Raw genomic sequence first — 13992 nt, forward strand, 5'->3', positions numbered from 1 at the left:
GGCCAGGGCGGTGCCCCGGGTACCGGCGGCGCTCCGGGTGCCGGTGGCGCGGCCGCAGGTGGTTTCCGTGGTCGTCCCGGCGGTGGCGGCGGTGGCCGTCCCGGTTCCGGTGGTGGTCGCGGCGGTGCCGCGGGTGCCTTCGGTCGTCCGGGTGGCGCGCCCCGCAAGGGTCGTAAGTCGAAGCGGGCGAAGCGCGCCGAGTACGAGAGCATGCAGGCTCCCGCCGTCGGCGGCGTGCGTCTGCCCCGCGGCAACGGCGAGATCATCCGTCTCGCCCGTGGCGCCTCGCTGTCCGATTTCGCCGAGAAGATCGGCGCCAACCCGGCCTCGCTGGTACAGGCGTTGTTCAACCTCGGTGAGATGGTCACCGCTACCCAGTCGGTGAACGAGGAGACCCTCGAGCTGCTGGGTTCGGAGATGAACTACGTCGTGCACGTGGTCTCCCCGGAGGATGAGGACCGCGAGCTGCTCGCCAACTTCGATCTCACCTACGGCGAGGACGAGGGCGACGAGGACGATCTGCAGATCCGTCCGCCGGTGGTGACCGTCATGGGTCACGTCGACCACGGTAAGACCCGACTGCTGGACACCATCCGTAAGGCGAACGTCCGTGAGGGCGAAGCCGGCGGTATCACCCAGCACATCGGCGCCTACCAGGTGCTGTCCGAGGTCAACGGCCTCGACCGGCTCATCACCTTCATCGATACCCCGGGTCACGAGGCGTTCACCGCCATGCGTGCCCGTGGTGCCAAGGCCACCGATATCGCGATCCTCGTTGTCGCGGCCGACGACGGCGTCATGCCGCAGACGGTGGAGGCCATCAACCACGCGCAGGCCGCTGACGTGCCGATCGTGGTGGCGGTCAACAAGATCGATAAGGAAGGCGCGAATCCGCAGAAGATTCGCCAGCAGCTGACCGAATACGGTCTGGTCGCCGAGGAGTACGGCGGCGAGACCATGTTCGTCGACATCTCGGCCAAGCAGGGCACCAATATCGATTCCCTGCTCGAGGCTGTCGTGCTGACCGCGGATGCCACCCTGGATCTGCGGGCGAACCCGGACATGGACGCGCAGGGTGTGGCCATCGAAGCCCACCTGGACCGCGGTCGTGGCCCGGTCGCCACCGTCCTCATCCAGCGCGGCACGCTGCGCGTGGGTGACTCGATCGTGGCGGGCGACGCCTACGGTCGTGTGCGCCGCATGGTCGATGAGCACGGGGACGACGTCGTGGCGGCACTGCCGTCGCGGCCCGTCCAGGTCATCGGTTTCACCTCGGTACCGGGAGCGGGCGACAACCTGCTCGTGGTCGAGGAAGACCGGATCGCGCGTCAGATCGCCGATCGCCGCAACGCTCGCAAGCGCAACGCCCTGGCAGCGCGCAGCCGCAAGCGGATCTCCCTGGAAGATCTGGATGCCGCTCTGAAGGAGACTTCGGAGCTGAACCTGATCCTCAAGGGCGACAACTCCGGTACCGTCGAGGCCCTCGAAGAGGCGCTGCTCGGTATCGATGTGGGCGACGAGGTGCGTCTGCGCGTCATCGACCGCGGTGTCGGTGGCGTCACCGAGACCAACGTCAACCTGGCGTCGGCCTCGAACGCGATCATCATCGGATTCAACGTCCGTGCCGAGGGCAAGGCGACCGAGCTGGCGAACCGCGAAGGCGTGGATATTCGCTACTACTCGGTCATCTACCAGGCGATCGACGAGATCGAGAAGGCCCTCAAGGGTCTGCTCAAGCCGATCTACGAAGAGGTCGAGCTGGGCCGGGCGGAAATCCGCGCGATCTTCCGCTCCTCCAAGGTCGGCAATATCGCCGGTTGCTGGGTCACCTCCGGCTCGGTCAAGCGCAATGCCAAGGCGCGCCTGCTGCGTGACAACGTCGTTGTCGCGGAGACGGTGACGATTGCGTCGCTGCGTCGCGAGAAGGATGACGCCACCGAGGTTCGTGAAGGCTACGAATGCGGTATGACGTTGACCTACAACGACATTCGCGAGGGTGACATCGTGGAGGCGTACGAGCTCCGCGAGAAGCCGCGCGACTAGTAGTACAGCGACCTCTGCCGGGTCGGGAGCGATCTCGGCCCGGCAGGGTTGTGTACCAACAGAACCCGACGCGCTCATGCGCACGCCGTGGAGCGCGCCGGTCATTCGATGTAAGTGCGTGCGCATTACATGACTGAAAAACTGTTTGTTGGAGCGCTCGAGTTCGACATACTCCTCGGTGATGTGCATTCACTGAAGGAAAAGCGCTCCGTCATCCGTCCGATCCTCGCCGACCTGAAACGGTTCGAGGTGAGTGTCACCGAGGGCGGAGATCATGACCGGTATCGCCGGACCCTGGTCGGTGTGGCCATGGTGAGCCACGGCATGAATCACCTGACCGAGGTGCTGGACAAGTGTGAACGGCATGTCGCCAATCGTCCGGAGTTACAGTTGCTGGCGGTACGCCGCCGCGTCTTCGGACCCGAAGACTGAATCTATCCAGTGAGGAGGGCACGGCCATGGTGGATCAAGCCAGGGCACGCCGACTCGCCAAGCGGATCTCCTCGATCGTGGCTACGGCCATCGAGTACGAGATCAAGGATCCGCGGCTGCGTTTCGTGACGATCACCGATACCAAGATGACGGGTGATCTGCGGGAAGCCACCGTCTATTACACGGTGATGGGGGAAACCCTGGACACCGAACCCGATTACACCGAGGCGGCCGCGGGTCTGGAGAAGGCCAAGGGCATTCTCCGCTCCAAGGTCGGCGCGGGCACCGGTGTGAAGTTCACGCCGATCCTGTCGTTCAAGCTCGACACCGTGCCAACCGTCGCCAAGGAGATGGAGGAGCTGCTGGCCCGCGCCCGCGCCGCCGACGCTCGGGTGGCTCAGGTCGCGGTGAACGCCAACTACGCCGGTGATGTCGACCCCTACAAGGCCGACGACGACACCGACGACGAAGACTGATTCCGCGGTCTGAGCGGGGAGGAGACCGCCGGTGACCGAACCGGTCGATCTGGCACGTGCGGTGTCGATACTCGACACCGCGCGGTCGGTGACGGTGCTGTGCCATATCCAGCCCGATGCGGACACCATCGGCAGCGGGCTGGCGCTGGGGCAGGTGTTGCGCCGGCGCGGGGTGCCGGTGCAGGTCTCCTTCGCCGAACCCGCCGAACTGCCCGTCTCCATGAGGTCGCTGCCCGGCACCGAATTGCTGGTGCCGCCGGATGAGGTGCGTGCGGAGGTCGACGTACTGGTCGCGGTGGACTGCGGCAGCGCGGATCGTCTTGGGGCGCTGAAGGATCGGCTCGACGGCGCGCGCACCACCATGGTGCTCGACCATCACCGATCCAACACCCACTTCGGCGAGGTGAATATCGTCGACGACACCGCCGAGTCGACCGCGGGCATGGTCGCGCGGGTGCTCGACGCCTGGGGCGAAACCATCGATCGCCCGGTGGCGCATTGTCTGTACGCCGGATTGGTCACCGATACCGGCTCGTTCAAATGGGCTCGCCCCGGTTCGCACACCCTCGCCGAGCGGCTGCTGGCCACGGGTATCGACGGCGCGGGCATCACCCGAACCCTCATGGACACACACCCTTTCGCCTGGCTGCCCATGCTCTCGCGCGTGCTGGCCTCGGCCGAACTCGATGCCGAAGCCGCCGGTGGCGCGGGACTGGTCTATGTATTCGTGCGCCGGGAGGACACCGCGGGCGTGCGCTCCGAAGAGGTCGAGAGCATTGTCGACCTGGTGCGCACCACCTCCGAAGCGCAGGTCGCGGCCGTTTTCAAAGAGGCCCGCGGCAGGTCCGATCAGTGGACGGTCTCACTGCGCTCGCATGACGCGGCCGACGGTTCCCCCGGCGTCGATGTCGCCCGCGTGGCAATGGCTCTCGGTGGCGGCGGCCACCGCTACGCCGCGGGCTACTCCACCACCGGCACCCCCGCCCACCTCGTCGAAACGCTGAAAGCCGAACTCAACCGGTAGGTCTGCCGACGTGTATGTGATCACGCCGGTGAACGTCGAGTGGCTCCCCGCGTGAGTGCATGCACATCGCTAGTCGGGGAGGCCGTAGATGGTGACGCCTTTGGGGGCTTCCACACGGTAGCCGAGGGTGATGGTGGTCTGGGCCCGCGGAGGGAGTTCGGTTTTCAGGTGCGGATGCCGAGTTCGTCCCGTTCGGTGGGTTTCGGCGGATCGGCGAGCGAGTCGCTCCAGGAACACGATGCGGGCATCGGCGGCGCGGTCGGCATCGGCGAGCGCGCTCAGGTCGGCTTCCAGTTCGCGGATGCGGTTCTCCAGCGTCGCGACCTGTTCGTCGCAGACCTCCGGCTGCCGTTCGGTGCCGATATCGACCCCGAGCACGGTCACCTCGCCCTGTCCGGCGACCCGGACCGAGTCGCGCAGCAGGCCCAGCGGTAGCGGTGCGACGCGGATCCGGTTTCCCCGCGGGCAGACTCGCCTTGCCGGACAGGGTGATTCGCGCCCGATCCGGGTACACGGTGACCGCGGTGATGACGGTGTCGAGTGTGATCATGTCCCCAGCCTGCCTCGAGCGGACCGCCGCGTCAGCCCCGTAGGGCGTGTTCGAACAGCGGCCAGGAGTCGTGCAGATCCTGCTGCCAGTAGCCCCAGGAGTGGGTGCCGTTCGGGCGGAGCTGGAAGGTGGCCGGTATGTCCAGGGCGTGGAGTCGGTCGCGCAGGGCGCGGGCGCACAGATCGGTAATGGCCTCCAGGAAACCGCCGCTCACCAGTTGGGAGAGCAGTTTGGCGGCATTGCCGTGAACGCCGGCGCCGTCGAGGGTGTCCTGCGGACCGGGAATCCCGGTGCCCGAGGAGACGTAGATCGCGGTGCCGCGCAGGCGATCCGCGTGCAGGTAGGGGTCGTTGGCGGGCCAGGCCGGATCATCGGGTGTGCCCCACATATTGGCGGGATCGCCCTGCCATCGCAGCACCACCGCGTCGACGAAGAGGCGGCCGAGCGGGTCGCTGGTGCGCGCGCAGCCGCTGTACGAACCGATGGCGCGATACAGCCCGGGTGCGTCGAGGGCGAGTTGGAAGACCGAGGTTCCGGCCATGGAGATTCCGGCAATGGCGTTCGCGCCGTTGCCATTCAGCGCCGAGTCGATGATCGGTGGCAGTTCCCGGGTCAGGAAGGTGCTCCAGCGCACCCGGCCGAGCAGCGGATCATCGCGCTGCCAATCGGTGAAGTAACTGCCGTTGCCGCCGAGCGGGTTGACCAGGGTCACCTGCTTGTCGTGGAAGAAGTCGACGATATCGGTCTGATCGGGCCAACTGCTGGCATCCGAGCCGCCGCCGGCGCCGTTCAGGAGATACAGCACCGGCGCGGGTTTCGAATCATCCGGTGCGCGAACGACTTTCAGGTCGATATCGGCGTTCATGGCGGCGGAGTGCACGCGCAGGTCGAGCAGCCCGCCGCCGGATTCGGTGGCCGCGATCAGCCGCGAGCCGTCCGGTGCGGGTCGCGCGGCTGACAGCACCCGCTCCGGTGTGATGGGTTCGGCGCGGGCCGGAATCGCGACGCACAGGCTGGGCAGTGCCAGGGCCAGGACGAGTGAGAATAACGGTCCGGCTGCTTTCACCCGGGACCTCCGATTGCCTCGAGTGGGACGGTCGGGAGCTGACGTTAGGTCGAAAGCGATAGCCGGACAATGCGTATCGCGACTCTTTGGGAGACCGTCCGGGCTCGGGCCGTTCGGCTTGGGAATCGTCACAGACTTTCACTGCGGCGCTGGTCAGGGTGCGGGTGCGTGCCGTTCACTCGTAAATCTGATTCAGCGAGCGGTAGGAATCGAGGTCAATTCATGGTCGCATTCGGCCTCTTCGGCGACTGGCATCCCGAGCCCGGCAGGCTCACCACCTGGACGGCGTCCCCGGCCGCACGGGCCGCGGTGCGGCGCGCACCCGCGCATGATGTCGGACCGTCGTATCAGCAGCGGGCCTATCTGCGCGCGACGCATCGCAATTCGCGTGTGGGCTTGCGGGTTTCGCGGATATGCATGATCTCGTTCGATATTCCGGGGGTGCCCGATCATCGGGCCATGACCGCGGCGCTGAACGCGTTTCTGCGCCGGCACGACACCTTCCACAGCTGGTTCGCCATGCAGCCGGACGGGCGGATCGTGCGGCATGTGGCGGATCCGGCGGATATCGAGGTGACGGCGACGAGTTACGGGGAGTTCGACGATCTGGACGCCCTGCGCGAACGGGTGCGGGCCGAAACGCCCGGACCATTCGAATGGGATTGCTTCTCCTTCGGGGTGATCGAGCGCCCCGGATCGTTCACGATGTACGCGGCCGTGGATCATCTGCACACCGACGGTGTGGCACAGGCGCTTTCGTGCGTGGAACTGCTGCTGCTCTACGGCGGTGCGGTATCCGGTGAGACCGCCCAGCTACCGCCGGTGGACGGTCATATCGGCTACTGCGAGCGCGAGAACATCATCAACGAGCAGCTCGGGCTGGAGTCCGCGGCGGTGTGGCAGTGGCTGGATCTGTTGCGCCGCAACGACGGTGATGTGCCGAGGTTCCCCTTGGAGCTGGGCGGGGGCGGATACGCGCAGGGCGCGCAGCTCACCCGACCACTGCTGACCGAGGACGAGATGCTGCGCTTCGAACAGGTCTGCGCCGCGCACGGCGGGCGATTCCTGGGCGGGCTGTTCGCGGCAATCGCACTCGCCGAACTCGAATTGGCCGGGCGGGAACGGTATTTCGGCCTCACACCCGCCAATACCCGTTTCCTGCCCGGGGAGACGGGTTCGGTGGGCTGGTACACCAATCTGATCCCGGTGGAGTTCGAGGTATGCGCCGACAACGGTTTCACCGCCGTGGTGGCGGCCGCCCAGCGGGCGGCGGAGCGGGCCAAGGATCTCACGGACGTATCCCTGCATCGGGTCCTCGAACTGGTCACCCCCGATCTCGGAATTCGGGCGCGGCCCGGTTTCACCGCGCCGATGGTGTCGTATGTCGATGTCCGAAAGATGGACGGGGCGGATCTGTTCGACGCCATCAAGGGCGGGCTGTACGGCAGCGAGACCAGTTCGGGCGAGGTGTTCCTGTGGGTCAATCGCTTCCATGACGTGACCACGCTGTCGCTGCTGTTCCCGGATACGCCCCGGGCGCACGCCTCCGTCGTGCGGTATGTGCGCACGCTCACCGCGATCATCAACGCGGTCGTGGCCGACGGGGATTACGCGGCCCGAGTTCCGGCCCTGTCATGACGGCCGCGATCTCCGGCCCCACCGCACGCCCGGTCACCGCGCCGGGCGCGTGGATCGCCCTGGCGGCGTGCCTGACAGCGGTCTTCATGCAGATGCTCGATCTGACCATCGTGCACACCGCCATGCCCGCGCTGGCCCGGGACCTGCGCGCGGATGGTCCGGCCGAGCTGCTGGTCGTGAGCGCGTACGGCTTGGCCTTCGCCTGCACCCTGCCCGCCGCGGCCGGAATCGGCGATCTGCTGGGCAGGCATACCGTGTTCGCGGCGGCGCTGATCGCCTTCGCCGGTGCGTCGGTGTGGTGCGGAATCTCCTCCGGCGCTGACGAACTGATACTCGCGCGGGCCGCGGCGGGCGTGGCGGCCGCTCTGATCTCCGCGCAGACCATCGCGATCATCGCGGACGCGTTCCCGGAACGACTGCACGCGACCGCCTTCGGAATCTACGGCGCGACGGCCGCGCTGGCGGGCATGCTCGGCCCGCTGCTCGGTGGGGTGCTCGTCGACACCGGTCCGCTGGGATCGGGCTGGCGGGCGATATTTCTCGTCAACCTCCCCGTCGCGGCCGGGGCGGTCGCACTGGCGAGAGGGTACGCCCGCGCGCGGCGGCTGGACGTGGCCTGCGAGTCGGCCCGGTCGCCGGCAGCGTCGATGAATCACGCACCGGCCCAGTCGAACTCGATGGCCACCGGGAGTACCGGGGCCGTCGGTGAATCGATGGGATCCGGTTCCCGATGGTTGATGCTGATGCGGCGGTTCGACTTCGCGGGGACGCTGCTGTCGGCGCTGGGGTTGGGATTGCTGGTATATCCCCTGACCGAGGGTCGTGCGCTGGGGTGGCCGCCGAGCATGATCGCGTTGGCGGGGCTGTCCGTGCCGGTGCTGGCCGTGTTCGTGCGGCAGCAGCGATGGCGGGCGGCACGCGGGGATGAGCCGTTGATTCGGCCGGAACTGTTCGCGGACAGGGCATTCGCGATGGGTGCGGTGCTCACCGCGGGGTTCTACGGGGTGTTCACGGCGTTGCTGTTCACCGTATCGGTGGCCGCGCAGTCCGGGTTGGGCTGGTCGGCCTCGCGGACCGGCATGGTCATGCTGCCGTTCGCGTTGGGCGCGGTGCTGGGCGCGCTGTCCTCGCCGATCCTGGTGTCGCTGTGCGGATCTCGGGCATTGACCGTGGGGGTGACGGTATTCGCGGTCGCGCTGGGGGCGATCGCGAGCACCGTGCACACCGCCGGTGCCGCCTCGGACCTGCGCGCACTGGCCTGGCCGGTCTTCGCGGCGGGAGCGGGAATGGGATGGTTCGCCGGACCGCTGCCCTCGGTGATGCTGGGCGGGGTGGTCGAGCGCGCCACCGGATCGGCCTCGGGCATTGTGCCGACGGTGCAGCAGGTGGGTAGCGCACTCGGGGTCGCCGTCCTGGGAACGGTGTTCTTCGCCGAAGCCGCGGCGCGGTCCTATCTTTCGGCGATCACGACCGTGCTGTGGCTCATGGCCGCGGTGTCGCTGCTGCTGGCGGTGCTCACCCTCGCGTTACCCCGGCAGCGGACATGAACGACCGGTCCGCGCCAGGGGAGACGGTGGGTGAGGGGCCACTGTCGGACAGGGCCGCATCGGATGTATTGGCGGGCAACAAGTCCGGCACGTGGCGATCGATGACCTCACGTGCGCACTCGCGATCCTTACCGGGCCGATCAAGTGGGGAGTCCAAGGCGAACGGGGATGAGGACCGACGGGGCGGACGGCTCCGGACGGCGGAGGGCCTGCGGCCCTGGGATGTTCGTGGTGTCGGTGCGATCGTGCTGGTATCGGGGTTCGTACTGTGCCTGCGAGCGGGCCGGTACGGATACTTCGGCGATGAGCTGTATTTCCTGTCGGCCGGGCGGCGGTTGGCTGCCGGATATGTCGATCAGGGGCCGTTGGTTCCGCTGCTGGCGCGGGCTGCGGAGTGGGTCGCGCCGGGTTCTGCCGTGGTGCTGCGAATTCCGGCCGTCGCGTGCGGTATCGCGGCGATCTGGATATGCGCCGGGGTGGCCCGCGAGTTCGGGGGCGGGTGGGCGGCGCAGCGATTGGCCGCGCTCGGGATCGCCACGAGCCCAATGCTGATCACCGCCGCGGCGAGCCTGTCGACCTTCGCCGTGGATGGCACACTGGCGGCGGCGCTGCTGTGGATTCTGCTGCGCTGGGTGAGAATTCGCGATGATCGGCTGTTGCTCGGCGCTGCGGTCGTCGCCGCCGTGGACCTTCAGGTGAAGCTGCTGTTGCCGGTGCTCGCCCTCGGAATCGCGGTGGGCGTGCTGAGCTTCGGACCGCGTTCGTTGTTTCGGAGACCCGCGCTGTGGGCCGCGCTCGTGGTGGTGGGGCTGTCGGTGGTTCCGGGACTGTGCTGGCAGGCCGATCACGGATGGCCGCAGTGGGAAATGGGTGCGATCATCGCCGATGAGCAGCGGGCGGCGACCGGTGGGGTTGCCGGGCTGCCGATACAGGCGGCCCTGCTGCTCGGTGTCCTCGGGACGCTGCTGGCCGGTGCGGGCGTCTGGGCGCTGCTGCGCTCAACCGCGGTGCGCCCGTACCGATTCGTCGCTGTCGCCGCGGTGCTGCAACTGGTGTTCGTGGTGGTCACCCAATCGCGGCCCTACTATCTGGCGGGCGTGTTTCCGGTGCTGCTGGCGGCGGGTGCGGTGTGGTGGGCCGAACCGGAACCTCGGCGCTGGTGGCGGGGTATGCGGTTGACGGCCGGTGTTTCGGCGGGCATCGCGCTCGCGGTGGTGCTCGTACTGCCGCTTCCGCGATCGGCGCTGCACGACCCGACCGGCACGCGGAGTGAATTGTCCACGCGGATGCGACTGTTCGGCGTGACCGGATGGAACGAACTGGCTGCCGCCGTGACCGCTCAGGTCGAGACGCTGACCCCCTCGGACCGTGCGCATACCGTCGTGGTCACTCGAACCTACTGGCAGGCCGCCGCTCTCGACGATCATGCCCGGGATCTGCCACCGGTGTACAGCGCGAATCGCGGGTTCGCCTACTTCGGATTCCCCTCCCACTCCGAGACCACGGTGCTCTATATCGGTTCGGAGGGTTCGGAATCCCTTCTGCGCGACTCCTTTTCCGAGGTGCGCGTGCTGACCCGGTTGGACTCCCCGCTCGGATTCCCCGGCATCACACGCCATGTCGTGCTGTGGCGCTGCGACCATCCGCGTCGCCCGTGGCAGCAGGTCTGGCCGGACTGGCGCACCAATGTTCTCGACTCGGGTGAAGGGACTACTCGATGATCCACTGGAAAGGTCTGGCCGATATCACCTGGTTCCACCGGGATTGGTCACTGCCGGAATTGATCGAGCACAAGGCCGGGCGCACGGTATCGGTGGTGCTGCCCGCCCTGAATGAGCAGGCGACCATCGGCGGTGTGCTCGCCTCGATCCGCCAGTTGGTCGGCACCCTGGTCGATGAGCTCGTGGTGGTCGACTCCGGCTCGGCGGACGAGACCGTGCGCATTGCCGAATCCTCCGGTGCGACAGCGGTATTCACCCGAGAACAGGCGCTGCCCGAAATCGCGCCCCGCCCCGGCAAGGGCGAGGTGCTGTGGCGCTCCCTGGCGGTCACCACCGGCGATCTCATCGTCTTCGTGGATTCGGATCTGCTCACCCCCAGCCCCCGATTCGTCCCCGCCCTGCTGGCTCCGCTGCTGCTGGGCGACGGCATCGAATTGGTGAAGGGCTACTACCGCCGTCCGCTGGAACTGGATCCCACGGGTGACGCCGATGGCGGCGGCCGCGTCACCCAACTGGTGGCGCGCCCGCTGCTCACCGCCCTCGCCCCCGAACTCGGCGAGGTGCTCCAACCCCTGGGAGGGGAATACGCCGCCACCCGAAACCTGTTGACCCGCATTCCTTTCGCCCCCGGCTACGGCGTCGAGATAGGCATTCTCATCGACGCCTGGCAGCGCCACGGCGCGTCGGCCATCGCGCAGGTCGACCTCGGCACCCGTAGACACCGCAACCGCCCCACCCACGAACTGGCCGATATGAGCCGCCAGGTCATCGCCACCCTGCTGGACCGTCTCGGCATCTGCGACTCCGGTGTGGCCCTGGCGAGTTACCGCCCCGAGGGCGCCTCCTGGCGGCGCACCACCGGCACGGTGTCACTCGCCGACCGGCCGCCCATGGCGACGGCGCAGCCCCGCGCGGAGGCACTCCGGTGATTGGTCCGCGCGCACCGGTCGGCTCCCGGGCGTCCCGGGGATGTCGGGGGGATGTGGGAGGGTGGGCGGATGGTGGAGAGCGAGGTGGGGCGGGCGGCGGTGCACGCGGGGGCGCGGCGGATTCTCGGGATTGCGATTCCGACGCTGGGAGTGCTGGTCGCCGAGCCGATCTATCTGCTCTTCGATATGGCCGTGGTGGGGCGGCTCGGGGCGCTGGCATTGGCCGGGCTGGCGGTCGGCGGGTTGATTGTGGCACAGGTCAGTTCGCAGTTGACGTTCCTGAGCTATGGCACGACGGCGCGGGCCTCGCGGCGGCACGGGGCGGGTGATGAGCGCGGTGCGATCGGGGAGGGGGCGCAGGCCAGCTGGATCGCCTGCGGGGTCGGGCTGGCGATTGTCGTTGTGTTGCAGGTGTTCGCGGGGCCGGTGACCCGGGCCATCGCGGGTGGGGATGACATCGCGCCGCGAGCGGAGTCGTGGTTGCGCATCGCGCTGTTCGGGGTGCCGCTGATCCTGCTGTCCATGGCGGGGAACGGCTGGATGCGCGGGGTGCAGCAGACGCGCCGCCCGCTGCTGTATGTGGTTGCGGGGCTGGTGGTTTCGGGAATCCTCTGCCCGGTGCTGGTGCACGGGCTGCTGGGCGCGCCGCGGCTGGAGCTGGAGGGGTCCGCGGTGGCCAATGTGGCGGGGCAGGTGGTGATGGCGGCGCTGTTCGTCCGGGCGCTGGTGCGGTCGCGTGTTCCGCTGGCCCCGCATATCGCGATTATGAAGGCGCAGTTGGTCCTCGGCCGGGATCTCATCGCCCGGAGTCTGGCGTTCCAGGCGTGCTTCGTTTCGGCCGCGGCGGTGGCCTCCCGCTTCGGGGCGGCCTCGGTGGCGGCGCATCAGCTGGTCCTACAGCTGTGGAACTTCCTTGCCCTGACCCTGGATTCGCTCGCCATTGCCGCGCAGACCCTGGTGGGTGCCGCGCTCGGGGCCGGGAATGCCCGGGGCGCACAGGGTTTGGCGCGGCGCATCACCGGCTGGTCGACGATGTTCGCGGTCGTGCTCGCGGTCCTGTTCGCCGCCGGGTATTCGGTGATACCGCAGGTGTTCACCACCGACCCGTCGGTGCTGGATCGCACCCATGTGGTGTGGTGGTTCTTCGTCGGCATCATTCCGATCGCGGGCGTGGTCTTCGCCCTCGACGGCGTTCTACTCGGTGCGGGTGACGCCGCCTTCCTGCGCAATGCCACCCTCGGCTCGGCGCTGCTCGGCTTCCTGCCCGCCATCTGGCTGTCCCTGGTCTACGACTGGGGCATTGCCGGAATCTGGACCGGCCTGGTCGCTTTCATGGTGCTGCGACTGGTCGCGGTGTCCTGGCGGGCGCTATCGGGGAAGTGGGCGCGCGTCGGCGCGGATGTGCCGACGCGGCCGGCCTAGGCGTTCTTCGCCGCGCGCTTGGCCAGATTCTCGGCGACCTCGGCCTGCCAATTCTCATTGGCGTGCGTGGTGTCGACCTCGAATTCGAAGCGTGCCGTCATCTCCGGTTTGATATCGGCGACGTCCACATAGAACTGCTCGTACCAGCGCCGATGCTGATACACCGGCCCGTCCTCCTGGGTGAGCAGCGGATTGTCGATGCGCGTCTTGTGCTTCCAGATCTCGACGTCCTGGAGGAAACCCACTCCGAAGCTCTTGGCGAAAGCCTTGGCCAGGGACTGGGATTTGGCGGCCGGCAGCCCGTCGATGGCCTGCACGCTCACCCCCCACTGCAACATGAACGAATTGTGCGTGACCGGATAGTGGCAGTTGATCAGCACCACCTCGACGGTCCGCTCCCCGAAATCGTTGTGCAGGTAGTTGATCATGTACGACGGCCCGAAATACGAAGCCTCCGACCGCAACAGCTGCATCTCGGCGTTGTAGTTCGAGGAGGTGTGCACATCCGGCCGCCCCTTGGAGTGCAGGAACTGCGTGGCCACATGCCCTTCGAACACATTCTTGAAGAACACCGGATAGGCGTAGTGGATATAGAAGAAGTGCGCCATATCCACGTTGTTGTCGATGATTTCGCGACAGTGCGCACCCTCGATCAGCAGCGAATTCCAACTCCAGTCACTCCACCGCTCGGTTCCCATCCCGTCGATGTGCGGAATGGCGACCTCGGGCGGCGGCGGATTCCCCTCGGGATCGTTCCAGACGAAGAACTGCCCGTTCTCCTCACAGGTGATCCAGGAGCGCGTCTTGGCCAGCGGCGGCACCCGCCGCGCGTAAGGGATTGCGGCACAACGCCCGTCGCCCCGCCAGCGCCAATCGTGGAACGGGCACGCGATATTGTCGTCCTTCACACTGCCGTAGGACAGATCCGCCCCCATATGACGGCAGTACCCGTCGAGTGCGTGCAGTGCGCCCTTGCTGTCGGACCAGATCACCAATTTGGTGCCGAAGGCCTCCACCGAGTGCGGTTCACCGTCTCGGAAACTCTCCGCCAAACCGAGGCAATGCCAGCCCCGGGCGAACCGGGTCATGGGTTGTCCGACATCGATCATTCGGGCTTGCGTGCCTGTCATACCCCCGAGATTAA

Annotated in this window: 12 protein-coding genes; 9 read left to right on the forward strand and 3 right to left on the reverse strand. The window is 67.5% G+C overall.

The window, feature by feature from the left end; translation table 11 throughout:
* The 4 genes from infB to NA10_RS32200 form a co-directional block, all read left to right on the forward strand.
* On the forward strand, nt 1-2043 hold a 2043-nt coding region (infB, locus tag NA10_RS32185; protein WP_067574484.1), incomplete at its 5' end, for a translation initiation factor IF-2.
* A gap of 141 nt (nt 2044-2184) precedes the next feature.
* Entirely contained in the window at nt 2185-2475 is a 291-nt protein-coding gene (locus tag NA10_RS32190; protein WP_067574506.1) for a DUF503 domain-containing protein, read from the forward strand.
* Between the two features lie 26 nt (nt 2476-2501).
* Nucleotides 2502-2951 (forward strand): 30S ribosome-binding factor RbfA, encoded by a 450-nt coding sequence (gene rbfA / locus NA10_RS32195; RefSeq protein WP_067574485.1) that lies wholly within the window; start codon nt 2502-2504, stop codon nt 2949-2951.
* Nucleotides 2952-2982: 31 nt separating this feature from the next.
* Complete coding sequence (locus tag NA10_RS32200) at nt 2983-3975, forward strand: DHH family phosphoesterase (protein WP_067574486.1); 993 nt, start codon at nt 2983-2985, stop codon at nt 3973-3975.
* Between the two features lie 69 nt (nt 3976-4044).
* Here the strand turns inward: NA10_RS32200 and NA10_RS32205 are convergent, their stop codons facing one another.
* Both NA10_RS32205 and NA10_RS32210 read right to left on the reverse strand, forming a co-directional pair.
* Complete coding sequence (locus NA10_RS32205; protein ID WP_084515605.1) at nt 4045-4479, reverse strand: DUF4140 domain-containing protein; 435 nt, start codon at nt 4477-4479, stop codon at nt 4045-4047.
* 77 nt (nt 4480-4556) lie between these two features.
* A complete protein-coding gene (locus NA10_RS32210; RefSeq protein ID WP_067574488.1) occupies nt 4557-5591 on the reverse strand; it encodes an alpha/beta hydrolase in 1035 nt (344 codons plus the stop codon).
* Nucleotides 5592-5813: 222 nt separating this feature from the next.
* On the opposite strand from NA10_RS32210, the gene NA10_RS32215 reads away from it, so the two are divergent.
* The 5 genes from NA10_RS32215 (at nt 5814) to NA10_RS32235 (ending at nt 12848) form a co-directional block, all read left to right on the forward strand.
* Nucleotides 5814-7229, forward strand: a complete 1416-nt coding sequence (locus NA10_RS32215) for a condensation domain-containing protein (RefSeq protein WP_067574489.1) — start codon at nt 5814-5816, stop codon at nt 7227-7229.
* On the forward strand, nt 7226-8776 hold the full coding sequence (locus tag NA10_RS32220; protein ID WP_067574490.1) for an MFS transporter: 1551 nt from the start codon (nt 7226-7228) through the stop codon (nt 8774-8776). The genes NA10_RS32215 and NA10_RS32220 overlap by 4 nt, the downstream gene beginning before the upstream one ends.
* 245 nt (nt 8777-9021) lie before the next feature.
* Nucleotides 9022-10497, forward strand: a complete 1476-nt coding sequence (locus NA10_RS32225; RefSeq protein WP_169812684.1) for an ArnT family glycosyltransferase — start codon at nt 9022-9024, stop codon at nt 10495-10497.
* Entirely contained in the window at nt 10497-11426 is a 930-nt protein-coding gene (locus NA10_RS32230; RefSeq protein WP_373862469.1) for a glucosyl-3-phosphoglycerate synthase, read from the forward strand. The genes NA10_RS32225 and NA10_RS32230 overlap by 1 nt, the downstream gene beginning before the upstream one ends.
* Before the next feature lie 69 nt (nt 11427-11495).
* A complete protein-coding gene (locus NA10_RS32235; RefSeq protein WP_067574508.1) occupies nt 11496-12848 on the forward strand; it encodes an MATE family efflux transporter in 1353 nt (450 codons plus the stop codon).
* On the opposite strand, the gene NA10_RS32240 is transcribed toward NA10_RS32235, so the two are convergent.
* Complete coding sequence (locus NA10_RS32240) at nt 12845-13978, reverse strand: 3-ketosteroid-9-alpha-monooxygenase, oxygenase component (RefSeq protein WP_067574492.1); 1134 nt, start codon at nt 13976-13978, stop codon at nt 12845-12847. The two genes, NA10_RS32235 and NA10_RS32240, sit on opposite strands and share 4 nt — an antisense overlap.
* Between the last annotated feature and the right edge of the window lie 14 nt (nt 13979-13992).

It is taken from the genome of Nocardia acidivorans NBRC 108247 (assembly GCF_001625085.1).
GTDB classification, from domain to species: domain Bacteria; phylum Actinomycetota; class Actinomycetes; order Mycobacteriales; family Mycobacteriaceae; genus Nocardia; species Nocardia acidivorans.